Source organism: Agrobacterium larrymoorei, assembly GCF_005145045.1.
Taxonomy (GTDB): Bacteria; Pseudomonadota; Alphaproteobacteria; order Rhizobiales; family Rhizobiaceae; genus Agrobacterium; species Agrobacterium larrymoorei.
In genome coordinates this window covers 1,831,980-1,857,647 of sequence record NZ_CP039691.1, presented here as the reverse complement: position 1 = coordinate 1,857,647, position 25,668 = coordinate 1,831,980, and the positions used below count along the sequence as shown (strand labels likewise).

The following is a 25,668-nucleotide window of genomic DNA, read 5'->3' as shown; positions in this document are numbered from 1 at the left end:
GTTAGTTTAACTAACTCGTGCACAATTATGAATTTATTGAGGAAAGTGGTACGCCCTAGGGGAGTCGAACCCCTCTTTTCAGAATGAAAATCTGACGTCCTAACCGATAGACGAAGGGCGCGTACGCGTTGTTGGGGGCCTTATAATCAGGCATCGGATTCTCCGCAAGCACCTATTCTGATTTTTTTTCATTTGGACGACATTTTTTCCAAAGCACCGTTGAGGATGTGGAAAAACGTGACGTTTAAGCAAAATCAGATGTGATGGAAGAAGGGGGGAAGCGTGAGGATGCGTGGGATCAGGGGCTTCCCGTTTATCGCATCCTCACGCTTCATCGGGGGGACAGGGAAGAAACGAGCGGATGAATATTTGGTTCCTCACGCTCATCGGGGAAGGGCATAAAAAATCGGAAGCTCTATTTTACGCAGGAATTCGAGCCATCTGTTCGAGATGGTTGGAAAGAAGTGGCGCGAGATAATCGACCATTCTTCCTGCGTGCTCGACGCAGACGGAATCGAGTTCTGGCTGCTTCAGCGCGACGAAGTGGAGTTGCGATAGTTCCGGCTCTTCACCCCGCTGCCGTGTTGCCTCCTGATGAAGGTCGAAGGCATTCTGTGCTTCGGTTGCCGTTAGCGAAATATGAGCGAGATAAAACAGGCCCACACTTTGAGAAGGGCCGCCTGTCTTTATGCAAAAGGGCACATTCATTTCGATTGCCGAGGCGAAGCTGTCTCCTACTTCTTCTGAGATTTCTCGAATACAGCATTCCCGAGCGTCGATTTCTCCACTCGGCGACAGTTCGACATTACCTCCAACGAGTTGAAGCTTTCCCGGCGCTGCCGTTCTGGAAGCCATCTGGCCGATGACGAGCCGGTTGTCTTTGGTGACGATCAAGGCCGCGCAATAGACGTTCTTGCATGGCGTGGACGAGCCTGGGTTCGAGGCCGCGTAGAGATAATGAGCATAGTCTGTCAGGCCGACTTCGAGTCGGGGTGAGGCGGGCGAAGTGTTGATATTTGTGGCCGCAAGAACCGGGCCGTTGAAAAAGCGTCCATCCAGATTGACCGAATTCCAGTGTGAATCGATGGCTGTGCGCTCTTCGGATGAAAGCAAAAATGGCGGGATGTTTTTGTTGAACGATGGATCATTGTCTACGAAGTGAAATTCGATTTCGGTCAAAGTCTTATCCAATCAAACCGGCTGAAATAACGGAATCATATTCCGACTTTTTGGCTATAAAATAATGACAAAAAAGCCGCCCGAAACTCTGGTCTCGGGCGGCTCGCGATTGTTCTGTCACCGGCTGGTGATTACAGATCGACGTCGAGGATCGCCATCGAGAAATTGTAGGAGCGGTCGCCGTCTTCGTCGTCGATGTAGACGACGCCGAGGAACTCTTCGCCCATGTAGACTTCAGCCGAGTCGTCCTTGCGCGGGCGGGCCTTTACAGCCATCTTCTCGTTGAAGGTGCGCTTGAAATAGGCTTCGAGCTTTTTGATTTCGTCGGCTTTCACCAGTCTTCTCCTGTGCGGTTCCCACGGCGACACGCGTCTTGCAAAGGCGCGTCGTGATGACACCGTGGCTCTGATAATGTGCGCCGCTTGTGCCATGGGTTAAAGGCGAAAGTAAAGTCAAAGAGGCAAATCGTCCGCGTGATCCACACGGACGATCAGGGTCGGTCAGATATCTGCACCGATGATCTGGTCCATGATGCGCGATGGCTCGCTGCACCCGGCCTCACCAACGATCTTGGCGGGAACGCCTGCGACTGTGGCCTTCGGCGGAACGGGTTTCAGCACGACGGAACCGGCTGCAATGCGCGAGCAGCTGCCGATTTCGATGTTGCCGAGAATTTTGGCGCCAGCGCCAATCAGCACGCCGCTGCGAATCTTCGGATGACGATCCGCGCCTTCCTTGCCCGTGCCACCCAGCGTGACGCCATGAAGGATAGAGACATTATCTCCGATGACCGCAGTTTCACCGACGACCAATCCCGTGGCGTGGTCAAGGAACACGCCCTTGCCGATACGGGCAGCAGGGTTGATATCCGTCTGGAACACGCTGGAGGAACGGCTCTGAAGATAAAGCGCAAAATCACGCCGTCCCTTCATCCACAGCCAGTGCGCAAGGCGATGAGTCTGGATGGCGTGGAAACCCTTGAAGTAGAGCAGCGGCTCCATGAAACGCGTGCAGGCGGGATCGCGGTCGTAAACCGCCTGAATGTCCACGCGCAGGATCGTGCCCCATTCCGGCCAGTCATCCAGCATGTCCGCGAAGGTCTGGCGCAGCAGAACCGCCTGCATATCCGGGTGATCGAGCAGCTCGCAGATGCGATAGATCACGCAGTCTTCCAGCGAATGATGATTGAGAATCGTGGAATAGAAGAAGGCGGAAAGCAGCGGGTCCTGAGCCGCCGCCGCGCGCGCTTCATTCAGCAGACTGCCCCAGATCGGATCAACGATGGAAAGCTGATCCTGCTGGCGGGCCTCGATGCGTGCGACCATGGAGGGTCTCCTTAAACCGGGTAGTACGTCAGTTATACAGAAAAACCTGTCGTATAGAAATGGGTATGCGCCAACTGGGTTAAAGATGAGAAACCATGAGTTTTTCTGACAGCTTTGTGGAACAGGATTTCTTCATGTCGCCTACTTGTCGAGATCGGCATAGAACTCCAGCACGGCTGCCTTGAAGACACGGTCGCCCACTGCAAGCATGTGATCCCGGTTCGGAATATCGATGGCCCTTGCGTTCGGCATCAGGTCTGCCAGTTCTTGTCCAAAGCCCGCAATATCGTCCTTCGTTCCAACCGCGATAAGCGTCGGAGCATCGATTTTCGCGGCTTCTTCTCTGGTCACGAGAACGCGGGAGGTCTCGATGCAGGCGGCAAGCGCCACGCGGTCGCTCTTCGTCTGTTCGGCAAAAGCGCGGAACATGCGCCCACGTTCATGTGTCACCACATCGAGAGACGGCGCGCGCAGGGCCTCCGCAATCGGATCCCAATCGCCGACGCCATCCACCATTCCGACGCCGAGACCGCCGAAAACCAGCGAGCGGACGCGCTCTGGATGCGCCATGGCAGCGAAGGCGGAAATGCGCGCACCCATTGAGTAACCCATGACATGCGCTTCCGAAATACCGAGATGGTTGAGCAGGCCAATCGCGTCCTCTGCCATCACGGCGGGATAATAAGCGTCCGGATCATGCGGCTTGTCGCTTGCGCCATGGCCGCGATTATCGAGTGCGATCACGCGGTAGCCCGCATCGCCCAGCGTCTTCAGCCAGCCAGGATGAATCCAGTTGACGGCGGCACTGGAGGCGAAGCCGTGGATCAACAGCACTGGCAGACCGGAGGGATTGCCCTCATCGAAATAGGCCAGTTGCACACCATCGCGGGTGAAGGACGAAAATTGCGGCATGTTGAGATTCATCAAAGACATCCTTTTTTGCCGACCATATGTCAGGAAATCGAAGCGTTGAAAATATTCGGCGTTATTTTCTGTGGAGGTCGGACCGATTTAAGGCTACATACTCGAAAAATACGAGCGTTGGCTCTCAAGACGAAGTGGCATTTGGAGACGAACATGGCCGGGCACACAATTCCTCATTTCCAGAACGACGGCGGACATCGCATGATCGAAATCGGCGTCAAGGAATTCATGTGCACGGGTGCATCCGTTCCTTTCGATCATCCGCATATCTTCATCGATATGGGCGAAGACAACGAAAAGGTCTGTTCCTACTGCTCGACCCTCTATCGCTATAACCCGTCGCTGAAGGCCACGCAGACCAATCCTCCCGGCTGCGTCTTCCATGTGAAGGCAGCGTAACTCCTTATTTTCGGGGCTTTCCATGCCCATAAAAACAGTGGCAATCGTCGGTGCCGGTATTGCCGGTCTCACCGCAGCCCTTTCTTTTGCCAGCCGCGGCATTGGCTGCGAGATCATCGAACAGGCGTCGGCACTCGCAGAGGTCGGCGCCGGTCTACAGATTTCTCCCAACGCCGCGCGCATTCTTGCTGCGCTGGATGTGCTGCCAGCCATCGAAAAACGCTGGCTGGAACCTGAAACGGTGGATCTTGCATCCGGCCTGTCGCTCAAGACGCTGGTCTCCCTGCCGATGAAAAGCGCTGCGAGAGAGCGCTGGAACGCACCTTACGGCGTGCTGCATCGCTCCACCTTACAGCATGCACTTCTGACGGCAGTGACGGAAAATCCGCTTTGCCGCCTCCACCTCGGCAAGAGGCTGGAAAATGCCAGCAAGCAGGAAATTGCCAGCACAATCTTTGTCGAGCCGGACCTGATCGTGGGGGCGGACGGTGTCTGGTCCAGCGCCCGTTATGCCGTGCCGGATAGCCCCGCGGCGACTTTTTCCGGCAATGTCGCATGGCGTTTTATGTTGGCCGCAGACGATGTGCCAAAATTTCTGGATAGCAACAGGGTCACGGCCTTTCTCGGCCCATCCGCCCATCTCGTGGCATATCCTCTGGCTGAAACAGGCGGCTTCAACATCGTTGCCATAGCGGCCGGAGCTAATCCGGGGGATACATGGAAAGCCGAAGCGCAAGGCCGCCAGAAGGAATTGCTGATGCAGCAGTTTCGCAAATGGAATTCCGCATTTTCCCAGATACTGGATTGCCCGACGGAGCCAACCTTCTGGCCACTATTTGAAGCAGGGCAGGGAAGATGGCATAACGGTAGAGACACCGTTCTCATTGGCGATGCGGCTCACGCCATGATGCCTTTCGCGGCGCAGGGGGCTGCGATGGCCATTGAGGATGCCTTCGAGCTGGCGAGCTTCGCGGCGGAAGAGAAAGACCTCCGCACTGCATTGGCCGCCTTCGAGGCACATCGTGTTCCGCGAATAGAGAAGGCGCGCAAGCGCGCCGCGCTCAACAAATTTGCCTATCACGCCCGCGGGCCCATGCGCGTCGGGCGTGATGTTCTCTTGTCGCTCCGTCCGTCAGAAAAATTCCTGACGGATTTCGATTGGCTGTACGGCTATCGCGCGAAAGGGCTTTAACCCTTCGCTGCCGCCGCAAAACCCGCTTCAAGATCGCGCTTGATGTCTGCCACGTCCTCAAGCCCGATCTGAAGGCGGATGATCGGACCTTCGGTCGGGCCTTTGGCAACGGTTCTGTCGCGAAGATTGACGAGAACGGCCAGCGATTCGTATCCGCCCCATGAAAAGCCGAGGCCGAAAATGGAGAGCGCGTCGAGGAAGGCGTGGGACTTTTCTTTGAACTTGCCTTCCTCCGCCTTCAGCACGAAGGAGAAAACGCCGCTCGATCCCTTGAAGTCACGCTTCCAAATCTCGTGCGTAGGAAAGCTTGGCAGGGCGGGGTGCAGAACCTGCAACACGTCATCACGCCCATCCAGCCATTCTGCGATTTCCAGCGCACTTTTGCGGTGATGTTCCAGACGGATACCCATGGTGCGCATTCCGCGCAGCACTTGGTAGGCATCGTCCGATGTGACGCACAGACCCAGATTGCGGTTGGCTTCCTCCAGCTTCTTCCAGTGTTTCTCATTGGCCGAGACGAAGCCCATCAACACGTCCGAATGGCCAGCCGGATATTTGGTTGCGGCGTGCATGGATATGTCCACGCCGTGGTCCAGTGGGCGGAAGTAGAGCGGCGTCGCCCATGTATTATCCATCGTCACCACGCAATCATATTTATGCGCGATGGAGGAAATCAGCGCTACATCCTGTATCTCGAAAGTATTGGAGCCCGGTGCTTCAAGATGAACGAGGCGGGTGTTGGGCCGGATCAAAGCTTCTATTCCCGCGCCGATGGCCGGATCGTAAAACTCGACTTCTACACCGAACTGCTTGAGCATCGTGTTGCAGAACCGGCGCGTCGGGTAATAGACCGAATCGACGATCAGGGCGTGGTCGCCTGACTTGAGGTAGGCAAGGAAAGGAATCGTCACGGCCGCAAGGCCGGAAGACAGGAGAATCGTTCCAGCAGCACCTTCCAGCTCGTTGATCATGTCGCACAGCGCATCCGTGGTGGGCGTGCCGTGGGTGCCGTAAGTGTAGCGCTGACGCTCGGTCACAAGTGTTTCAGCATCCGGGAACAGCACGGTGGAGCCGCGCACGATGGGTGGATTGACGAAGCCCATATAGCTGGCAGGATCGTTTCCAAGATGCGCCAGACGCGTGTTCGGACCGGCTTCGCTCATGATCCCGTTTTTATCTTTCATGCTGAAATTCTCTCTGTGATTGGATGTCGGAAGATGGTGGGGAAATGTATCGCCGGTCAAGAGTTCGTTATCTTAGCGCGTGGAAAACCAGTCTACCTGCCTGACAGGATGATCAGTTTTTGACCTAAATTAGCGTAATTATTAGCCAATTGCCCATTAAAAGGCCGGGTTTTTGAAAATTCCGTTTTTTAGACACAATTGCGTCGCGAAAGTCTTGACCGTGACGACAATTGCGATTGTGATAGGGACGCACACCGGGAGGTGAAGCGGGGAGACTATCGCAGACGCGGTGCGGGTGCCGAAGTCTCTCCAATCTACAAAAAGATACAAAGGTTGGGAAAAATGAAAAAGGCACTTCTGTCAGCCGCTATTGGCGCAGCAGTATTGGGAGCTGCAACGGCTGCATCTGCCGGTACTCTTCAGGACGTTAAGGCAAAGGGTTTCGTCACCTGCGGCGTGAGCTCGGGTATCCCCGGCTTCTCGAACCCGGACGACAAGGGCGAATGGTCCGGTATCGACGTTGATTACTGCCGCGGCATCGCTGCTGCCGTTTTCGGTGATCCTTCCAAGTCCAAGTTCGTCGCTCTCACATCCAAGGACCGTTTCCCGGCTCTCCAGTCTGGCGAAATCGACGTTCTGACGCGTAACACCACATGGACGATCAGCCGCGACACGTCGCTGGGCTTCAACTTCCGCACCGTCAACTATTACGATGGCCAGGGCTTCATCGTTAAGAACGCTCTTAACGTGAAATCCGCTCTTGAGCTTTCCGGCGCGTCTGTCTGCGTTCAGCAGGGCACGACGACGGAACTCAACCTCGCCGACTACTTCAAGACGAACAACCTGCAGTACAACCCGGTTGTCTTCGAAAAGGAATCCGACGCGACGGGCGCTTACGACTCCGGTCGTTGCGATGTGTACACCACGGACAAGTCCGGCCTGTATGCTATCCGCCTCAAGATGAAGAACCCGGACGAAAACGTCGTTCTGCCGGAAACCATTTCGAAGGAGCCGCTTGGACCGGCCGTTCGTCAGGGTGACGATCAGTGGTTCGACGTCGTCAGCTGGGTTCACTACGCGATGGTGAACGCTGAAGAATTCGGCATCACCTCCAAGAACGTCGATGAGCAGAAGGCTTCTGCCAACCCGGACATCAAGCGTCTGCTGGGCACCGAAGAAGGCACCAAGATCGGTACCGATCTCGGCCTGACCAACGAGTGGGCCTACAACATCATCAAGCAGGTCGGTAACTACGGCGAAGTCTTCGACCGTAACGTTGGTGCCGGTTCTCCGCTGAAGATCGAGCGTGGCCAGAACGCATTGTGGACGAAGGGCGGCCTGCAGTACGCTCCTCCGGTCCGCTAACAAGCTTTTCCATTTTAAAGCTGATGCGGGAGGCGGGGAGATCATCCCTGCCTCCTTCAAATTATTAGAATAAGCTCGCAAAGAGCATATAGAGGGAAAGGTGCCTATGGCAGGCAAGACGATCCAAACTGGACCGTCCAGCGCATCCGGCGCGACGTCCATAATCTATGACCCCAAAGCGCGGTCCATTTTCTATCAGGTTGTAACGGTCGTACTCTTGGGACTGTTCATCTGGATCATCGCAAGCAATACGATCCACAACCTTCAAAGAGCAAATATTTCAACGGGATTTGGCTTCCTTAACGGACGCGCAGGGTTCGATATCGGCCAGTCGCTGATCGCGTATAACAACGATAACACCTTTGCGCGCGCGCTTCTCGTCGGCTTCCTCAACACGCTTCAGGTCGCGGTGCTTGGTATCATCACGGCTTCGATCATCGGCTTCATCGTCGGTATCGCAAGGCTGTCGCGGAACTGGCTGATCTCGAAGCTGGCTCAGGCCTATGTGGAAATTTTCCGTAACCTGCCGCCGCTGCTCGTCATCTTCTTCTGGTACAAGGGCGTCATCACGATCCTGCCTCAGGCAAGAGAATCGCTCGAGATGCCGCTGGGCACCTATCTCAACAATCGCGGCTTCTTCTACCCGAAGTTCCTTTGGGGCGAGGGTATCTGGATGGTGCCGCTGGCGTTTCTCGTTGGCGTCATCATCACCGTCTTCGTCTATCGCTGGGCCAAGGCGCGGCAGATGCGCACCGGACAGCCTTTCCGCACCGGTATTGTCGGAACCGCGATCATCATCGGTCTGCCAGTCCTGACATTCCTCGCCATCGGTTCGCCGCTGACCTTTGATATGCCTGTTGCCGGCAAGTTCAACCTGACTGGCGGCGCCGTTATCGGCCCGGAATTCATGTCGATCTATCTGGCGCTGTCTTTCTACACCGCGTCCTTCATCGCCGAAATCGTTCGTGGCGGTATCAAGGCCGTGCCGAAGGGCCAGACCGAGGCTGCCGATGCTCTGGGCCTGCGCTCCAGCACGACCACACGTCTGGTCGTCGTTCCGCAGGCAATGCGCATCATCATCCCGCCGCTCACGAGCCAGTATCTCAACCTCACGAAGAACTCGTCGCTGGCTGTTGCCGTCGGCTTCTCGGAACTCGTCAGCGTTGGCAACACGGTTCTCAACCAGAGCGGACAGGCAATCGAGATCGTTGCGATCTGGCTTGTGGTCTACCTTTCATTGTCGCTCACCACTGCGTTGCTGATGAACTGGTTCAACGCGAAAATGGCGCTGGTGGAGAGATAAGCAATGACATCCAACACCCTCACTTACGTTCGCGGTGAAATGGTGCCTCAGGCACCTGCGCCATCCAGCCAGGTGGGCGTCGTCCACTGGCTGCGCACCAAGCTCTTCGCTACGGCGAAGGACACGGTGCTGACGATAGCGGCCATCGCGTTTCTCTACTACATCATTCCGCATCTGGTGGAGTGGCTGTTCGTTCATGCCACATGGACGGGTACCGACCGCACGGCGTGCCTGACAGTTGCTCAGGGCGGTGCGATACCGGATGGACAGGCAGGAGCCTGCTGGGCATTCGTCAATGCCAAGTTCGAACAGTTCATGTTCGGCCGCTATCCGCTCGAAGAACGCTGGCGTCCGCTTCTAGTCGCCGCGGCATTCGTCGTGCTTCTGATCCCGATGCTGATCCCGAAGGCGCCGCACAAGGGGCTGAACGCGCTATTGCTGTTCATAGTCCTGCCGTTCGTCTCCTTCTTCCTGCTCGTCGGCGGCTATTTCGGCCTGCCGCGCGTGGAAACCCAGCTCTGGGGCGGCCTGATGGTGACGCTGATCCTGTCTTTCTTCGGGATCACCGTGTCACTGCCATTCGGCATTCTGCTGGCGCTTGGCCGCCGGTCCAGCATGCCGGTGATTAAGACGCTATGCGTGACCTTCATCGAAGTCATTCGCGGTATTCCGCTGATTACGGTTCTGTTCTTCGCCTCGATCATGCTGCCGCTGTTTCTGCCGGATGGCTGGACCTTCGACAAGTTCCTGCGTGCGCTCGTCGGTGTCTCGCTGTTTGCCTCTGCCTATATGGCGGAAGTCATTCGCGGCGGTCTTCAGGCCATTCCGAAGGGACAGTATGAAGGTGCGGATTCGCTCGGCCTGAATTACTGGCAGAAAACACGCCTGATCGTGCTTCCGCAGGCGCTGAAGCTCGTCATTCCCGGTATCGTGAACACCTTCATCGGCCTTTTCAAGGATACGTCGCTTGTGTCGATCATCGGTATGTTCGACCTTCTGGGTATCGTAAACCTCAACCAGTCGGATGCGAATTGGGCGACACCGGTGACGCCAGTCACGGGTTATGTTTTCGCCGGGTTCATATTCTGGATATTCTGCTTCGGCATGTCGCGCTATTCATTGTTCATGGAGCGCCATCTCGATACCGGACATAAGAAATAAGGGGAAATCTCATGGCAGAAGCCCAAGCAAAAAAGCTGGAAGTCTCGAAGACGGACGTCGCAATCGAAATCACCGGCATGAACAAGTGGTACGGCGATTTTCACGTGCTGCGTGACATCAACCTCAAGGTCATGAAGGGCGAGCGCATCGTCATCGCCGGTCCTTCCGGTTCCGGCAAGTCCACCATGATCCGCTGCATCAACCGTCTGGAGGAACACCAGTCGGGCAGCATTCAGGTGGATGGCATCGAGCTGACCAACGACCTGAAGAAGATCGATGAAGTGCGCCGCGAAGTGGGTATGGTTTTCCAGCACTTCAACCTCTTCCCGCACCTGACGATCCTTGAGAACTGCACACTGGCGCCGATCTGGGTTCGCAAGATGCCCAAGAAGGATGCCGAAGAAATCGCGATGCACTACCTCAAGCGCGTCAAGATTCCAGAGCAGGCGCATAAGTATCCGGGCCAGCTTTCCGGCGGTCAGCAGCAGCGCGTGGCCATTGCCCGCTCGCTGTGCATGAAGCCCAAGATCATGCTGTTCGATGAGCCGACCTCGGCGCTCGACCCGGAAATGGTCAAGGAAGTTCTGGATACGATGGTAAGCCTTGCCGAAGACGGCATGACCATGCTGTGCGTGACCCACGAAATGGGCTTCGCCCGCCAGGTCGCCAACCGCGTGATCTTCATGGATCAGGGCCAGATAGTGGAGCAGAACGCCCCGCAGGAGTTCTTCGACAATCCGCAGCATGAGCGCACCAGGCTCTTCCTTAGCCAGATTCTTCATTAGGATTTGGTGATTCTTGAAACAAAAAACCCGCCGGGCGACCGGCGGGTTTTCTTTTGGTTCGATTGTGCGGGCTCTTAGCGAGACATCAGCGTCATCGCCTTCATCGAATCCAACAGCGTGCGTGTCACGCCGCCGAACAGCATTTCCCACCAACGCGAATGGCCGTAAGCGCCCATTACCAACAGGTCGATGCTGTTTTCGGCAAGATGGTTTTCAATAGCCTTGTGAGGCGCTACGCCTTCGATCTTCTCCTGCGATGTGACCGTAACGTTCACACCATGCCGGGCAAGAGTGGCGGCGATTTCCGAGCCAGCAAGTGCCGCCGTCCGGGAATCATTATCTTCCATATCCACCGAGAAGACTTCCACGCTTTCCGCTGCCTGCAGGAAGGGCAGGGCGTCGAATGTGGCGCGCGTCACCTCGCGTGAGCCGTTCCACGCGATCAGCACGCGGCGGATTGGTTTCGGCTCCGTCAGAATATGCGGAACCAGCAAAACGGGGCGACCGCTCTCGTAGAGGAAGTTATCAAGATCCGCGCGGCTGTCCGAAAGTGCCGAGGATTCATGCTGTCGCGCCACGATCAGATCGGCGCAGCGGGCGCTCTGGATCGAGGATTTGGAGGAGTAACCGACAGAGGAGGTGAAGCTGCGCCATTCGCTGGAAATGCCGTTTGCCGACATGCTATCGGCGAAAATCTTTCCGGCTTCGGTCGTTTCCTTGTGCGCCACATCCTGCACGGCCTGAACCGTGGCCGGGTCCGGCATCTCCATGGGTGCCACAAGCGGCACGGCGGCCAGTGTCTCCATGTGGAGACCGACGACATGAGAGGAGAACTGGTTGGCAAGCGCGACCACGAATTTATCCAGCCTGCGTGTGTTTTCAGCTGTGTCGATAACCGCGAGAATTGTTCTGTAGCCCATGGTCATTCTCCTTATGACGCATCATTGATACGGGCAGCATGGGGTTGCCTGCCACCCATTGCCTTGATCCTTATCAAGACAGGCATCTGCATCTGCTAAAACGTATTGCGCGCAAAGGAGTTCACGCAATCTTTGAAGAAGCCTTCTCCCGTGCGATATTTTCGATCATGGCAGTCACGTCCTTTGCCGCCGCGTTCAGCAATTCGCCATCGCGCGCCCGCACCACGATCTCGGTGGAAAAGCGCTGTCCGTCATATTTGGGGTAGGAGCCAATGCTCGTCTGCGGATGCGCTTTCTGGATCTCGCTGAGCGGCGTTCCGATGTCTCCCTCACCATAGGGCGAACGGACGGACTGGGACATCATTTTGGTGCCGGTGCGCAGGGTCGGGACAACATTATCCAGCATCGCCTGAAACACCTGCGGCACGCCTGCCATTACATAGACGTTCTCCACGATGAAGCCCGGCGCGACCGACACCGGATTGACGATGTGTTTCGCACCGCGGGGCATGCGTGCCATGCGCTTGCGGGCCTCGGTGAACTCCATTTCACGCGTGCGATACATGTCGCCCAGAATGCGCAGGGCATCCGCATCATGCTCGCAGGGCAAGCCGAAGGCGACAGAGACGGCATCCGCCGTGATATCGTCATGGGTAGGCCCAATACCACCGGAGGTGAAGACATAGTCGTAACGCGCGCGAAGAGCGTTCAAAGCCTCCACGATTGCCGGTTCGTCATCCGCAACGATCCGAACCTCCTTCAGGTCGATGCCCGACATGGTCATCACATCGGCCAGATGCCCGATGTTCTTATCCTTGGTGCGGCCAGACAAAAGCTCATCGCCGATGGCAAGCATGGCGGCGGTAACGGGAGCGGAGGAAAAGGAGGGCGTGGACATGGGCAAAACTCACTGTCGATTTGCCCCGACGTTAGAGCGTTTCAATATGAAAGGGAAGCGCTCTACCCGGCATCGTTCGCTAATCGAGAACGGAGCGTGCTGGGCCTATATGCTCGCATTTCCGCAACTCCTTTGTTAGGTTTTCGTTACATGGTGGGTGCATAGTCCCGCCCGCAACCTGCAACTCGAAAACAAACCATGAGGAAAAATCTAAAATGGCAAAAGTTCTGGTGCTCTATTACTCGTCTTACGGTCATGTAGAAACAATGGCTTACGCCGTTGCGGAAGGCGCCAAATCCGCAGGCGCGGATGTGGTGGTGAAGAGAGTTCCCGAACTCGTGCCGGAAGAGGTGGCGAAATCCTCGCACTTCAAGGTGGATCAGCCCGCGCCGATTGCGACCATTGACGAGCTTTCCGAATATGACGCGATCATCGTCGGTGCAGGCACGCGCTTCGGCACGATGGCATCGCAGATGCGCAATTTCTGGGATCAGACCGGCGGGCACTGGTTCAATGGCAAGCTGGTCGGCAAGGTGGGCTCTGCCTTCACCTCTACGGCCACGCAGCACGGCGGCCAGGAATCGACCATCCTAAGCTTCATCCCGACTTTCCTTCACCACGGCATGGTCGTTGCTGGCCTGCCTTACGCGTTTCAGGGTCAGATGGGTGTGGATGAAATCAAGGGCGGCTCGCCTTATGGCGCATCCACGATCACCGATGGCGATGGCTCGCGCCAGCCTTCTGCGGTCGAGCTTGAGGGTGCGAAATATCAGGGCGCTCATGTTGCCAAGCTCGCAGCAAAGCTGTCTGCTTAAAGTTGAGTGTTGCCAGAAACGCAAATGCGGCCCGAATAGGCCGCATTTTTGCATCCGCCAATCGAGAGCGGCGTTAATGTCAATTGATGCAGTAGCGCCTCAAACCGGCGGGTTGACCATCATAAGGCAGGTCACAACCACGAAGCCCAGAAGCGAAATTTCCAGCAAGCTGTTCAGGCCATCACGCATGTCTTTACCCTCCAAGTTTCCGTGCATTAGAAACGTGGATAGCCTAACGTGGTTCCGCGACATGCATATGAATCTTAATGCAAGGTAAAGCCGACGTTCGAGGCCTCCGGGCGAGCTCATCCGGTGATGACGAACGCAATCACCAGATGGCCGATGATGCCGATGCAAAGGCACGTCATCAAAAACAGGAGGAGGGGCTTTTTCATGGAGATTTCTAACTCTCTGCTCAGCATATAAGCGGTCGTCTTACACCCGCTTGCCCGCGTCGTTAAGCCATAATGTCCGCTGCGTCATTATGCCTTGAAATCGAGGCCCGCTTCCAGTGCCGCAGCGACAAAGGCTTTGCGCGCATCTTCCGGCTTCTTTTTGCCCGAACCGACAGCGGCACAGACCAGCAAAGCCTGGTCAAGCGCATCGCCATCTTCCACCGGCCAGTCTTCGATCATCGCCCAGGAGGCGGCCTGAGTCGTGTCGATGCTCGTGTAATTGCCGGGCTCCTCAAAGGCGACGAGTACCGGCTTGCTCCATTTCGTATGCATCAGGTCTTCCAACTGCTCAATTCGTTGAGCAGCCTCTAAACCGATTGGCTTCAGCATTCAACGACTGGATTTTCGATCAGTCGTCCCGACCGAAAAACATCCAGTCACGGATGATCCGGCGGTCGATGATCTTCACCGAACGATCCGGCTGGATCTGGTAAGTCTCGATCACCCGGTCGCCGTTCCATGTGCGGAAATTATGCGTGTAAGTGCTGCCGATCGGCGACTTGGTCAACTTCGTGCGCGGCTGCCCGTTATAGGTGATGCTCCCCGGAATGGGCTCGAGGCTGCGTGACGAAATTTCATTTCCGGTGGTGCAGCCCGCAAGCGCCAGCGCCAGAATGGAAGCGGTAACGGGTAGGGTGGCTTTCATGATACTCTCCAATAACCTCGGCATATCGCGCCGGGCAAGAGTTATTTTGAGTATTAACTGAAAGCGGAAGCGCAGGTTCCTGACAAGTAGAACCGTCCACAAAATTACACGTGTTAAATGAGAGACGTCGCAAATCTACCCATCGAAATGGGTCGATCAAGGCGCGTAACGCTGCATCCATGTGGTTGATTTATTTGGAGGCCTCGCCCGGAATTGAACCGGGGTACAAGGATTTGCAGTCCTCTGCGTCACCACTCCGCCACGAGGCCTCACACGCTCTTGAAACTAAGCGATGGCGGGCATTTAGAACGAATCCATTTTGGGCGCAATAGGCAGGGATCGAAAAATCCGTGATTAAATGTGCGTTGACGAAAACGTTCTTTGAAAAAGCCTCACCGGCCATCAGAGGCACGGTGAGGCTTTCAGGCGTTAAATTCGTCCAAGCAGGACGAGGACGAGTACGATCACGAGAACGAGGCCCAGGCCGCCCGATGGGCCGTAGCCGTAATTGTGGTAGCCCCAGCTCGGAAGGGCGCCAATAAGAAACAAAATCAGGAGAATTACGAGGATTGTGCCGAGCATGTTTGCCTCCAGCCGTTGATGATGATTTCTGTTTTGCTTCAATGATTAGGCGGGTAAAAAGGTTCCCGTTTCTGTAGAATATGAGGTACAGCAGAACCCCAGCGGGGCGGGCGCGCAACGCGGCCTCTTTTTCTTGGGCCAAGACGACGCTTGTGCTTGAAAGCGGGGACAGAGCCAATTAAGACGATTGGTAAAAAGCGGGCATATCCTGTTTCCGCTTGGGCTTTTAGTTGAAGGCGAAGACGACATGATGGATTTCGAAAACGCACGCGCGAAAATGGTGGATGGCCAGTTGCGCACGACCGATGTGACATCGCATTCGGTGCTCAAGGCATTTATCGCCGTGCCGCGTGAAGCTTTCGTTCCAGAAGGCGTCAAGCAGGTGGCCTATGTGGATGAAGATCTGCAGATCTGTCCCGCCAAGGATGGCCGCCCGGCGCGTTACCTTTTGAAGGCTTCTCCGATTGCCAAGATGCTGCAGCTGGTCGCCATCACCAAGGACGATCTCGTTCTCGAAGTGGGTGGCGCAACCGGTTACGTTTCGGCGGTCCTGTCACATCTCGCCGGTTCCGTCGTTTCACTCGAAAGCGATGAGGAGCTTTCCGCAAAGGCAAGCGAAACGCTTGCATCGCTTGGCTACGACAATATCGTGACCGTGGTGGGCGAACTCGACAAGGGCCATGCCGCACAGGCGCCTTACGACGTTATCTTCGTCAATGGCGCGGTTGAGGAAGTGCCTGCGGCTCTCCTCGACCAGCTTGTCGATGGCGGCCGCCTGATCGCCGTCGTTGGCTATGGCAACGCGGCGAAAGTTACGGTTTACCGTCGCGACGGTAAGGGCGTTTCTGCTGCCACTTCCTTCAATGCATCGCTGAAGCCGCTGCCCGGTTTTGCCAAGGCAAAAGAATTCGTTTTCTGATCAAGCGGTTATTTCGCATGATTTCAATGGCCCGGCTTCGACCGGGCCATTTGTCTTTTGGCTGAAATAAAGCTGTGTATCGCGCCAATGAGCCCGCCCTGAGGATTCATTTATCCTGACGGCTGCCCTACACTGAAGGTGATTCGGGGCATGCGTATTTTTGCTCCGTTCCGTCTTGAACGTGAAAATCGGGGAAAAAAATGGCTCAGCCGAGTGTAGCGCGTGAACCATCCATGGAAGAAATTCTGGCATCGATCCGCAGGATCATTGAAAGCAACGAACCTGCGACATCTGACGCCTTTTCCGGTCATTTGCCTCCGGTCTATGACGATGAGGACGCAATCGAAGACGCAGCTTACGCCGCCGAGGCCGCAAGCCCGCCAGCTCACGTTCCGCCTGCTGCAAATCAGGGATACGGCGCGCGCCAGCAAAATGAATTCGCGCCTTTCCCGGAAAGAAGCGAGCCTGCATCTGTAGATCGTGGCGCAGAAAAGAGCATGTCGCTTGCCGATGTCGCCGCCCGCGTTCGCGCAGCCGCAGACCGGAATGCATCGCTCGGCCCTCAGGGCTTTGCCGCACAGCGCCATGTCGAATCTGCCCCGGCACCCGCGCCAGTATCGTCTTTCCAGCCGGAGCGAGCCGCTCCGGTACAGCGTCCGACGGATGTTCGTCCTCTGATGACGGCAACCGCGCCACAGCCGCGCGAAATGCCGACCTTCAATCCTCCGGCTCAAGCCATCCAGCCCACCGCACCAGTGCCTGCCCCTCAGCCTATTCCCGTTTGGGAAAATCTGGAACTGCGTGGTTCTGTTGAGGAGGAGAGCCCCGCGCCTCGCACTGAAGACCTGAAGATCGAGCCGGTGCAGAGCGCGCCAGCACCTGTTGCCGTGGCTGAAAAGATCGAGCAGGAAAGCGCCCTGTCGCTGAACCTGATCTCCGCCGCAGCCGGTGCCCAGATCGCCCGATCCTTCGGAGAACTTGCAGACGTATTCGACGGCGTGAAGCGCCCCACCATCGAAGAAATGGCGCAGGACATGTTGCGCCCCATGCTTCAGGACTGGCTGGAAGACAATCTGCCGACACTGGTTGAGCGTCTGGTACGCGAAGAAATCGAGCGCGTCGCGCGCGGTCCCCGTCGCTGAGTAAACGGCGCTACATAAAAGCCGCCGCGGAGATGATCTCCCCGGCGGCTTTTGCTTTTCAGGTTGTTTGGGACTGGTGCTTTCACTCGCGGTCAACCCAATCCGCGACCGTCGTTTTCGGCCTGATCCCCCTGCTGTCCAGTTTGAGTTTTTAAGCATTCATGCAAAGCCTGAGACTTGAGAGGAAACGGCGAGTTCACTTTCGACCATTATCCTCGGCCTTGTTCGACTGCTGTCCGGTTTAAATGTGAGGATGCGAGGCAAGGCTTTGAATGCATTGCAGTTCCATCCTTAAGATCCGGTTGGAACACGCTTTGACCGCGTTCGCTGCAGGGTGGCGACGGGTGCAACCCCACCTCCGTCATACCGGGCTTGACCCGGTATCCAGCCAGACCAAGTCCTTGGTCTGAACGACTCTTTCGACGCGCAGACGCACGTCTGCTGGACCCCGCATCAAGTGCGGGGTGACGGGTGCGGGAGTTGTTCTCGCCTTAAACTACCCTCTCAGTTTAAACCGGACAGCAGTCGTCAAGCCCGAGGATGATGTCGAGGGAGTGAAGCCGTTGAGCTACCCCGACTTGAACGTTGCAGGAACGCTAGTCAATTTAACCGGGCAGCTGTTGCTCGGAGTATAATGATAAACATCGTGTACACGTTTGACTGAACGCGATACCTCCACCAGGGCTGTAGTAAGAGCATGTTGCAGAACGGCTTTCGGCTCTTCACGCTCGACCCTTAAACGAAAAACGCCCTCACATTTCTGCAAGGGCGTAATCCTAGTAACTCACGTTCAAGTCAAATCAGCTGAATCGTCCCGCGGCGTGGGCGAGCATGGTGTAGACCTTGCCTGTGTCCGAGGTGAGGTAGGACTGGGTTACCGTGCGGTCGCGGTCGGTGCGGGCAACGTCGGCCAGGAGCTTTTCGAAGTCCGCGATGTAGCGATCGACGGCGGTGCGGAATTCGGACTCGCGCTCGTATTTGCGCTTGATCTCATCGAATGTCTGCTGGCCCTTCAGCGTGTAGAGGCGGCGAGTGAAGACGTCGCGCTCGCCGCGCTGGTAGCGGCGCCACAGTTCCACGGAGGCATCGTGATCGATGGCGCGGGCGATATCGACAGAGAGCGAGTTCAGCGACTCGACCATGTGGCGCGGGTTGCGGGTGTCGCCAGCGCGGGTCTGCGGTTCGGCTGCCTGACGCGGAGCGGGGGCTGCCTGTGCAGGTGCTTCAGATGCACCGCGCAGCAGATCGCTGATCCAGCCACCGCCTTCTTCCCGGCGCTGGACAGGCGCGGACAAACCGGCCTGCGGCGGAACAGCACGGTTCTCAAACGACGGGTTGTTGCGAATGACCGGAGCTGTTGGTTGCTGCGAGGCAGCAGGCCGTGGAGCCGCGACGGAGGGCGGCGCGGATGCAGCCACGGCGGGCGGAACAGCGGCTGTCACCGGCTGTGCTCTCGTCTCGACACGCGGCTGCTGCGGGGCAACCGGAGGCTTGGTGGCCGCGATGGCGCGTGCTGCCGGTTCGGAAATTTCCAGCTGCTGCGTGGAGCGACCGACCAGCTGCGAGATGTCCTGCAAGGCCTTGATCTGTTCGGAAACGGCGCGGCGCATGGCTGCGGCACTTTCCTTGGCTTCTTCAGGCAGGTCGAAGGCGCCACGCTTCAGTTCGGCGCGGGTTGAATCCAGTTCCTTGCGGATATCGTGGCTGGAGCGGCGGATTTCGTCCGTGGCACCGGCAAAGCGGGCAACGGCCTCTTCCACGGCATCGCGAAGTGTCTCACGCATCACGGCTGCTGCCGCGTTCGACTTATCCGTCGCGGAGCCGATGAGGTTATCGACATCCGAGAGCGAGGAGGCGACGCCGCCGCGCAGGCGATTGACCAGCTCGTCGGAGTATTTCTGCGCATCCGCCATGGTGCCTTCAATGGCGCGTGTCGCATCCTGACCAGCGGAAAGCAGCGAGCCACGCATATTCTGGGCGGCAGACTTGGCGCGCTGCTCGGTTTCATCCAGCGAGCGACCGATATCTTCGAAGGAAGAGTTGAGGTTCTGGCGCAGATTGCCGGCGACCGCTGCGGAACGCTGTTCCGCTTCGCCAAGCGTCTGCTCCACGACGCTCATCACGCCGCGCATCGAACCTTCGATTTCTTCCGAACGCTTCAGCAGACCGACGGAGAGGGTACGGAGCGCTTCCTGGCGTTCTTCCAAAGTGCCGACCAGCGTGTTCTGGGCGGCGCTCAGAAGCTCGGATGCCTGAGACAGGACCGTGGAATGCTCGTCGAAGCGGCTGACGATACCAGCGACCTGAGACAGCGTCTGGCCGGAAATATTCGCAAGACGGTCGATCTTGTTTTCCAGCAGGCGGCTGGAGCTGGAAACCATGTCGGAAGCGCGCGACGCGGATTCGGAGAAGGTGGTAGCAGCCGTATTGAGGGATGCGTCCGCCTGCTTGAATTCCTGCGTGGCACGGGCAACGGCAACGTTGAGGTTGTCCGTGGCGCCGGTAACGACGTCAGCAATGTTGGCATGCGTCTGCGAGAGCATGTCGGTGCTCTGGCGTGTTGCGGCAACCAGCTTGTTGGCGGCATCGCTGCCTGCTCTGGCGTAATCGCCAATGGCCTGCTCCACCATTTCCACCATGCCGCTGTTGCTTTCGGCCAGCAGGCTTGCGCTCTGCTGCGCGGCGGTGACGATCTTTTCCGCAGCATTCTGGCCGATCGTCGCATATTCGTTGACGATTGGCTTGGCCTTCTCTTCGATGAGGCGGGACAGTTCCGCAGAGCGGCTTGCGAGCATCGAGTTGAGTTCGCGGGTGCGGGTGTCGAGGGTGGAGCGGATGGATTCGCCGCGTGCATCGAGCGCGCTTTCGACGCCCGTCAGCGTTTCCGAAATCACGCCGACCTGCGAGCGAACGACGGCTTCCGCCTCCGCCACCTTGTTGACGATGGCGTTTCCTGCTTCCGAGAAGGTCTGCGCCACGGCGGCAGCCTGGCCGGAGAGACGGTTCTGCGCATCGGAAATGCGACCAACGATCTCGTCCGAACGCTGCTCGATGGAGCGGGTGAACTCTTCGTTGCGGGATTTGACCTGCTCGGCAAAATCGGAACCGGTCTTGGCCAGAAGCTCGGTAGAGCGAAGCGCTTCGCTGTCCATGCTCTGTGTGGCGTTGACCACGGCATCGCGCAGGCTGAGAGCGAGGCCGGTGGCCTTGCCTTCGATCGTGCGGTTGACGTTTTCAAGGCCGATATTGAGGGCGCGGTCCATGGTGCCGAGACGCTCATCGATGCGCGCCGTGCCGCTGTCGAACACGCCTGCGATCTTCTGGGTCGCGTCATCGCTGGAGCGAACGAAATCGGCTGTCCGGCCATCCAGCGTATCGGCGATCTTGCGCGTCGCATCATCGATGGAAGCGTTGACATTGCCGAGGTCGGACTGGATGCGGCCATGCAGTGCGTCGATATTGGTTTCCAAACGTGCGCCGGTCTCGTCGAGACGCGTGGATACGGCGCTGACCGAAAGCTCGACGCGGGAGGAGAGGGCGTCTGCCGCGCCGCCGATTTCGCGAGCGGCATCGCCAATCTTGTTGGCAATTTCGCCAGCGCTGCTTCGCAGACGTTCCTCGAGCGTGGAACCGCTGGTGTCGATGGCGCGCTGCAACGCTTCCTGCTGGGTTTCCAGCGACATTTCCAGCATGCTGGCGCTGGACGCGATTGTCGTGCCGATGGACATTGCCTGTTCGGAAAGAAGATCGCCCAGACGCTCCTGCGCGGAGCCGAGAGTTTCCGAGAAAGCGCCGTGATGCTGATCCAGCGTGTTGCGCAGCGTCTCATGCGAGGAGACCAGATTGGTTTCGATGCGCGAAACGCCGCTTTCCATCGTTTCCGAGAAGCGACCTGCGCCACCTTCGATTGCTGTTTCGATGCGGTTGGCGGCCGTCGTTACCGTCTGCTCGATAAGGTCGCCGTTGCGCTCTACCGTGCGGGTGATGGCATCTGCCTGTACACCAAGCATCGTATCGAGACGCAGGTGGCCGACGGAAAGAGCTTCCTGAATGGTGTTTGCGGTGGAGGCCAGACGTTCTTCGGCACCGGCAACCGTCTGCGCGATGGTGGACGTGCGGCCATCCAGTGTTTCGACAAGACGCTCTTCCGCCGAGGAAATTGCCATGTCGATGGCCATGGTGCGGCTGTCGAGCGTATCGGCCAGGCGTTCTTCGACGCCCGAAACTGCGCCGGTGAGGGCGGTCGTGCGGCTGTCCAGCGTTTCCGCCAGACGCTCTTCGGCACTGGAGAAAGCAATGTTGATCGCCATGGTGCGGCTGTCCAACGCATCGGCAATGCGTTCTTCTACGCCGTTGACGGCATCGGTCAGCGCGTGCGCGCGGCTGTCGATGGTGTCTGCAATGCGGCTTTCGACGCCGGAAATGGCAGTGCTGAGCGCAGCGGTGCGGGCATCGAGGGTTTCTGCGATCCGCTCTTCTACGCCGGATACCACGCTGCTGAGAGCGCTGGTGCGGCTATCGAGCGTTTCGGCCAAGCGGTTCTCTACACCGGACACCGCATTGGTGATGGCGGAGGCACGGGTATCGAGCGTCTCGGCGATCCGCTCTTCAGCGGTGGACAGCGCCATATCAATGGCCATTGCGCGGCTGTCGAGTGTGTCCGCAATACGTTCTTCCACGCCGGAAACGGCGCTGGTAAGAGCAGACGTGCGGCTTTCCAGCGTCTCGGACAGACGCTCTTCAGCAGACGAAAACGCCATATCGATGGCCATGGTGCGGCTATCGAGCGTGTCGGCGATCCGTTCTTCCACGCCGGATACGACGTTCGACAGAGCAGCCGTGCGGCTCTCCAGCGTCTCGGCGATGCGGTCTTCGACGCCTGAAACAACCGTGCCCAGCGCAGCGGTGCGGGTATCCAGGGTTTCGGCAATACGCTCTTCCGCGCCGGAGAAGGCCATATCGATGGCCATGGTGCGGCTATCGAGCGTGTCTGCGATGCGTTCTTCAACGCCGGAAACGACACTGTTGAGTGCGGCGGTGCGGCTATCCAGCGTTTCTGCAATACGTTCTTCCGCACCGGAGAACGCCATATCGATGGCCATAGTGCGACTGTCGAGTGTGTCCGCGATGCGTTCTTCGACGCCGGAAACGACGCTGTTGAGTGCGGCTGTGCGGCTGTCCAACGTTTCTGCAATGCGCTCTTCTGCGCCGGAGAATGCCATGTCGATGGCCATGGTGCGGCTGTCGAGAGTATCTGCGATGCGTTCTTCGATACCTGAAACGGCGCCGGTCAACGCGCTTGTGCGGCTGTCCAGCGTTTCGGAAAGGCGCTCTTCGGCTGTCGAGAATGCCATGTCGATAGCCATGGTGCGGCTGTCGAGCGTATCCGCGATGCGCTCTTCGACACCGGAGACGACGCCTGCGAGAGCCGCAGTGCGGCTTTCCAGCGTATCGGCAATCCGGTCTTCAACGCCGGACACGACATTGCTGAGAGCAGCGGTACGGCTGTCCAGCGTGTCTGCAATCCGGTCTTCCACACCAGCAACGGCACCGGTAATCGCGGCTGCGCGGGTTTCGAGTGTTTCGGCCAGACGACGTTCTACATCGGCAACGACGCTGTTGATCGCTGCGGCGCGCTCGTCCAGCAGTTCCGCCAGACGCTCAGCCGTGCCGGAAACGGAGCCTGCAATGGCCTCGGAGCGGCTTGCAAGTGCTGTATCGAAACGTTCCTGGCTGTCGGAAAGCGCGCCGAACAGGGCAGCGCTACGTTCAGTCATAACAGCATCGATCTTCTCATGCGTATTGCTGATAGCGCTGGTGATTTCGTTCGTGCGGGCACCCAGCGCGTCGGTCAGTTCGCGTGTGCGTGTTTCGAGCGAGCTTTCCAGCATTTCCTGACCGGTACCGAGTGCCGTCGCAAGCGCGAAGGACTGGTCGGTGAGGGCGGTGCTGAGGCGGTCGATGTTGGAATTCAGAATGCCGTTCAGGGAATCCGTGCCGCCTGCAACGGTCTCGTTGATGCGGGCAAGGCTTTCCATGAGCTTGCTGTCGAGCGAACCGGCGCGCTGATCGAAGGCGCTGGCAAATTCCGCCACTCGCTCATCGAACGCCGTGTTGACGACGCCGACGGTTGCCTGGAGCTTCTCTTCGAACAGGCCGGAGCGCAGATCGAGATCCATGATCGCGTCATCTGCCGTGCTCTGCAGGCTCTGGCGGAAGGAAAGACCTTTTTCTTCCAGCGTGGCGGACAGCTGGTCGAGAACCGTATCCAGCGAGCCGCCGATGACTTCCTGACCGCGGTCGATATTCTGCGAAAGCTCAAGGGTACGCTTGGACAGCGTGTCGTTGAGAAGACGCGTGCGCTCGTCCATCGACTTATTGAGGTTTTCAGCGCCGCTGCTCAGCGTATCGGCGTGAACTGCGAACTGTTCAAGAAGCAGACGACCGCGCTCGCCGAATGTGTTGCTCAGATCATGCAGGCGAATATCGAATTCGTTATTAAGCGCAGCACCTGAACTATTGAGGGCGCTCAAGAGATTTTCGGTCTTGGCCGCAATCAGCGTGCCCATGGCTTCGGTCGAAGCACGGGACTTTTCGAGCAGAGCGGCAGAGCGCGTGTCGATCATCGAAGCGAAAGCTTCGCCGCTGGTCGCCAGACGCATGGAGATTTCTTCGCCGACGATGGAAAGCTCTTCCTTGAGCTGCTCCTGCGCGCCGAAGATGGAAGAACGAATGCGCTCCGCATGGCTGACGATCGCATCGCGCTCCGCACTCAGTTCCTGCACGAGGCTGCGGACGCGAAGTTCGTTGTCCGCATAGCTGCGCTCCAGCGCATTCACTTCGGAATGCACGAGCGTTTCCAGCTCGGTGGCACGCGCAATGGTGCGCTCGATGCCGTCATTCATTGCAGACACTTCGCGACGAACCGCCTGTCCAACGGACATGATGCGTTCGGAAGCAATCGTTTCCGGCTCTGCAAGACGCAGCGCGACTTCGGCCATGGAGCGGGCAGCGTTGCGCAGGTCCTTGGCGCGCGCCATCATGATTGCGAAGGCAAAGAAGAGCATGATCGGGACGATGACGCCGATCATGATGGCCATCAGGCCGGGAATGGCGAAGAGTTCTGCCAGCGAACCGACGTTCCAGATCTGGCTACCATAGATAACGTGTGCGAGGCCCGCACCGGCAACGGCCCAGAGAACCGAAACGATGGAGGCATTGCGAAGCGCGCCCGTCATCGAGCCAGCTTCCAGCGAACGCAAGATCATGGCCGGGCTGCGCTTGTTGCCGTCATTGGCGGCTTCCAGCGCTGCGGCTCTGGATTGCTGATCGGCCGTGGCACGGGGGGGCTGCTGCGCCGCAGGCTGAGATTGAGGCTGTGGCTGCTGTTCGCTCTGACGCGGTCTGTTCTTTTCTGGCACTCTTGCCTCCGAGGGCTTGGGAGTGGACCTTTTGCGAGGCTCCGGCTGATTTTCGTACGCGCCGAGCTGCAAGGCATCTTCAAGTGCCTGAAACGCAGTCTCGTCGATCGAGTCGCTAATCTTGTTGTTCGCCATGCGGTTACGCCTCGTTACATATACGCCCGGCCTCATGCCGTTCATCCGCCCGCCGCCTGCAACCGGATATCCGCCACCATGCCTACAAGGCACGATACCTTTCGGTATATAGTGCCCCGTTTCTTACTAAATCCTGAGAGCGGTCGCCCAGCTTTCAGGCAAAAATACATCTGCTTGCCGAAATCGCAAAACCGTACTTCAGTCTATGCGACACGGAAGTACCGTAGTGACACATCTGAGACTTTTAAACAATTAACGCCACTTTCGGCAGTGCTCCAAGTGGCGGTTTGTTAACAGTTTTTAAACCCCGGTTGCGGGCGGAAACCCTTGTTTCCTAGAAGTTTAACATAAATTAACCATAGCGAAAGATTTTCGCGTTTTCCCCGCCGCATTTTCAGCCGAATGCAGCAATAGCCTGCGTAGAAGTGAAACACATATGACACAAAACAAAACGTAGAGGATAACCATGATGGCCGCGCTCAGTATTGCGTTTGAAGCGCCAGACAACCACGGCAGCGCCGCACCAGCAGGCCGCAAGCCGATAGACTTTACACATCTTGCGCGCCAGACCATGGGTGACAAGGAGCTGGAGATCGAAGTTCTACAGCTTTTCTCGCGCAATGCACGCACGCTGCTGCATGAACTTTCCGCCGCCGACGACGCTGGAATGAAGGCCATTTCCCACCGCCTGAAAGGCTCCGCGGACGCCGTCGGCGCCTTCAATGTTTCGGCTGCCGCAGAAGCGGTCGAAAACGGAAGCCGCGACAGCGCAGCTCTGGCCAAGGTGGCTGCCTCCATTGTGGAAGCCGAGAATTTCATTCTGAAGCTCTGCCGTTAAGCCAATTCTTTCGCTTCCGAGAGGCGAATTGACTGTATTCCTGTCAGGCCGGTTTTGATTGCACCCGCAGTGAAGGGTTG

The 25,668-nt window shown here is 57.6% G+C and carries 21 protein-coding genes and 2 tRNA genes; 10 read left to right on the top strand and 13 right to left on the bottom strand.

Annotated elements, in window-relative coordinates; all coding sequences use genetic code 11:
• Positions 1-46: 46 nt before the first annotated feature.
• The 5 genes from CFBP5473_RS08835 to CFBP5473_RS08815 all read right to left on the bottom strand — a co-directional run bounded on the left by CFBP5473_RS08835 (position 47) and on the right by CFBP5473_RS08815 (position 3,428).
• Positions 47-121 (bottom strand) — tRNA-Glu (locus tag CFBP5473_RS08835).
• Positions 122-420: 299 nt separating this feature from the next.
• Entirely contained in the window at positions 421-1,179 is a 759-nt protein-coding gene (locus CFBP5473_RS08830; RefSeq protein WP_027673046.1) for an NUDIX hydrolase, read from the bottom strand.
• Positions 1,180-1,310: 131 nt separating this feature from the next.
• Positions 1,311-1,514: a DUF3126 family protein gene (locus tag CFBP5473_RS08825; protein ID WP_027673047.1), complete on the bottom strand. Its 204-nt coding sequence runs from the start codon at positions 1,512-1,514 to the stop codon at positions 1,311-1,313.
• A 165-nt stretch (positions 1,515-1,679) separates the two neighbouring features.
• Positions 1,680-2,504, bottom strand: a complete 825-nt coding sequence (gene cysE / locus CFBP5473_RS08820) for a serine O-acetyltransferase (RefSeq protein WP_027673048.1) — start codon at positions 2,502-2,504, stop codon at positions 1,680-1,682.
• A gap of 141 nt (positions 2,505-2,645) precedes the next feature.
• Entirely contained in the window at positions 2,646-3,428 is a 783-nt protein-coding gene (locus tag CFBP5473_RS08815; protein WP_027673049.1) for an alpha/beta fold hydrolase, read from the bottom strand.
• A gap of 153 nt (positions 3,429-3,581) precedes the next feature.
• Here CFBP5473_RS08815 and CFBP5473_RS08810 point away from each other — a divergent pair, with 153 nt between their 5' ends.
• Positions 3,582-3,827, top strand: coding sequence for a zinc-finger domain-containing protein (locus tag CFBP5473_RS08810; protein ID WP_027673050.1), 246 nt, complete (start codon positions 3,582-3,584; stop codon positions 3,825-3,827).
• 22 nt (positions 3,828-3,849) lie between these two features.
• Positions 3,850-5,019, top strand: a complete 1,170-nt coding sequence (locus CFBP5473_RS08805; protein ID WP_027673051.1) for an FAD-dependent monooxygenase — start codon at positions 3,850-3,852, stop codon at positions 5,017-5,019.
• Here the strand turns inward: CFBP5473_RS08805 and CFBP5473_RS08800 are convergent.
• Positions 5,016-6,203: a cystathionine beta-lyase gene (locus CFBP5473_RS08800; protein WP_027673052.1), complete on the bottom strand. Its 1,188-nt coding sequence runs from the start codon at positions 6,201-6,203 to the stop codon at positions 5,016-5,018. The genes CFBP5473_RS08805 and CFBP5473_RS08800 overlap by 4 nt on opposite strands.
• Positions 6,204-6,545: 342 nt before the next feature.
• On the opposite strand from CFBP5473_RS08800, the gene CFBP5473_RS08795 reads away from it, so the two are divergent.
• The 4 genes from CFBP5473_RS08795 to CFBP5473_RS08780 all read left to right on the top strand — a co-directional run bounded on the left by CFBP5473_RS08795 (position 6,546) and on the right by CFBP5473_RS08780 (position 10,817).
• Positions 6,546-7,568, top strand: a complete 1,023-nt coding sequence (locus CFBP5473_RS08795) for an amino acid ABC transporter substrate-binding protein (RefSeq protein WP_027673053.1) — start codon at positions 6,546-6,548, stop codon at positions 7,566-7,568.
• A 106-nt stretch (positions 7,569-7,674) separates the two neighbouring features.
• A complete protein-coding gene (locus tag CFBP5473_RS08790; RefSeq protein WP_027673054.1) occupies positions 7,675-8,871 on the top strand; it encodes an amino acid ABC transporter permease in 1,197 nt (398 codons plus the stop codon).
• Between the two features lie 3 nt (positions 8,872-8,874).
• Positions 8,875-10,032: an amino acid ABC transporter permease gene (locus tag CFBP5473_RS08785; RefSeq protein ID WP_027673055.1), complete on the top strand. Its 1,158-nt coding sequence runs from the start codon at positions 8,875-8,877 to the stop codon at positions 10,030-10,032.
• Positions 10,033-10,043: 11 nt separating this feature from the next.
• Complete coding sequence (locus CFBP5473_RS08780; protein ID WP_027673056.1) at positions 10,044-10,817, top strand: amino acid ABC transporter ATP-binding protein; 774 nt, start codon at positions 10,044-10,046, stop codon at positions 10,815-10,817.
• 74 nt (positions 10,818-10,891) lie between these two features.
• On the opposite strand, the gene CFBP5473_RS08775 is transcribed toward CFBP5473_RS08780, so the two are convergent.
• Positions 10,892-11,737, bottom strand: coding sequence for a universal stress protein (locus CFBP5473_RS08775; RefSeq protein WP_027673057.1), 846 nt, complete (start codon positions 11,735-11,737; stop codon positions 10,892-10,894).
• 121 nt (positions 11,738-11,858) lie between these two features.
• Positions 11,859-12,635 (bottom strand): competence/damage-inducible protein A, encoded by a 777-nt coding sequence (locus CFBP5473_RS08770; RefSeq protein ID WP_027673058.1) that lies wholly within the window; start codon positions 12,633-12,635, stop codon positions 11,859-11,861.
• Between the two features lie 215 nt (positions 12,636-12,850).
• On the opposite strand from CFBP5473_RS08770, the gene wrbA reads away from it, so the two are divergent.
• Complete coding sequence (gene wrbA, locus CFBP5473_RS08765) at positions 12,851-13,450, top strand: NAD(P)H:quinone oxidoreductase type IV (RefSeq protein WP_027673059.1); 600 nt, start codon at positions 12,851-12,853, stop codon at positions 13,448-13,450.
• A 482-nt stretch (positions 13,451-13,932) separates the two neighbouring features.
• On the opposite strand, the gene CFBP5473_RS08760 is transcribed toward wrbA, so the two are convergent.
• The 4 genes from CFBP5473_RS08760 to CFBP5473_RS08745 form a co-directional block, all read right to left on the bottom strand.
• Positions 13,933-14,178: a DUF982 domain-containing protein gene (locus CFBP5473_RS08760; protein ID WP_027673060.1), complete on the bottom strand. Its 246-nt coding sequence runs from the start codon at positions 14,176-14,178 to the stop codon at positions 13,933-13,935.
• A 76-nt stretch (positions 14,179-14,254) separates the two neighbouring features.
• A complete protein-coding gene (locus tag CFBP5473_RS08755) occupies positions 14,255-14,551 on the bottom strand; it encodes a hypothetical protein (RefSeq protein WP_027673061.1) in 297 nt (98 codons plus the stop codon).
• Between the two features lie 195 nt (positions 14,552-14,746).
• Positions 14,747-14,820, bottom strand: a tRNA-Cys gene (locus tag CFBP5473_RS08750).
• 160 nt (positions 14,821-14,980) lie between these two features.
• Positions 14,981-15,133, bottom strand: a complete 153-nt coding sequence (locus CFBP5473_RS08745; protein WP_084631335.1) for a DUF3309 family protein — start codon at positions 15,131-15,133, stop codon at positions 14,981-14,983.
• A gap of 247 nt (positions 15,134-15,380) precedes the next feature.
• Between CFBP5473_RS08745 and CFBP5473_RS08740 the strand changes: the two genes are divergently transcribed.
• Entirely contained in the window at positions 15,381-16,052 is a 672-nt protein-coding gene (locus CFBP5473_RS08740; protein ID WP_027673062.1) for a protein-L-isoaspartate O-methyltransferase family protein, read from the top strand.
• Positions 16,053-16,252: 200 nt separating this feature from the next.
• The gene (locus CFBP5473_RS08735) at positions 16,253-17,194 is read left to right on the top strand and encodes a DUF2497 domain-containing protein (protein WP_027673063.1); all 942 of its coding nucleotides are present in this window, start codon (positions 16,253-16,255) and stop codon (positions 17,192-17,194) included.
• A gap of 800 nt (positions 17,195-17,994) precedes the next feature.
• Here the strand turns inward: CFBP5473_RS08735 and CFBP5473_RS08730 are convergent.
• Positions 17,995-24,750: an apolipoprotein A-IV repeat region-like domain-containing protein gene (locus CFBP5473_RS08730; protein WP_027673064.1), complete on the bottom strand. Its 6,756-nt coding sequence runs from the start codon at positions 24,748-24,750 to the stop codon at positions 17,995-17,997.
• 469 nt (positions 24,751-25,219) lie between these two features.
• Between CFBP5473_RS08730 and CFBP5473_RS08725 the strand changes: the two genes are divergently transcribed.
• Entirely contained in the window at positions 25,220-25,588 is a 369-nt protein-coding gene (locus CFBP5473_RS08725; protein WP_027673065.1) for an Hpt domain-containing protein, read from the top strand.
• The last annotated feature ends 80 nt before the right edge of the window (positions 25,589-25,668 follow it).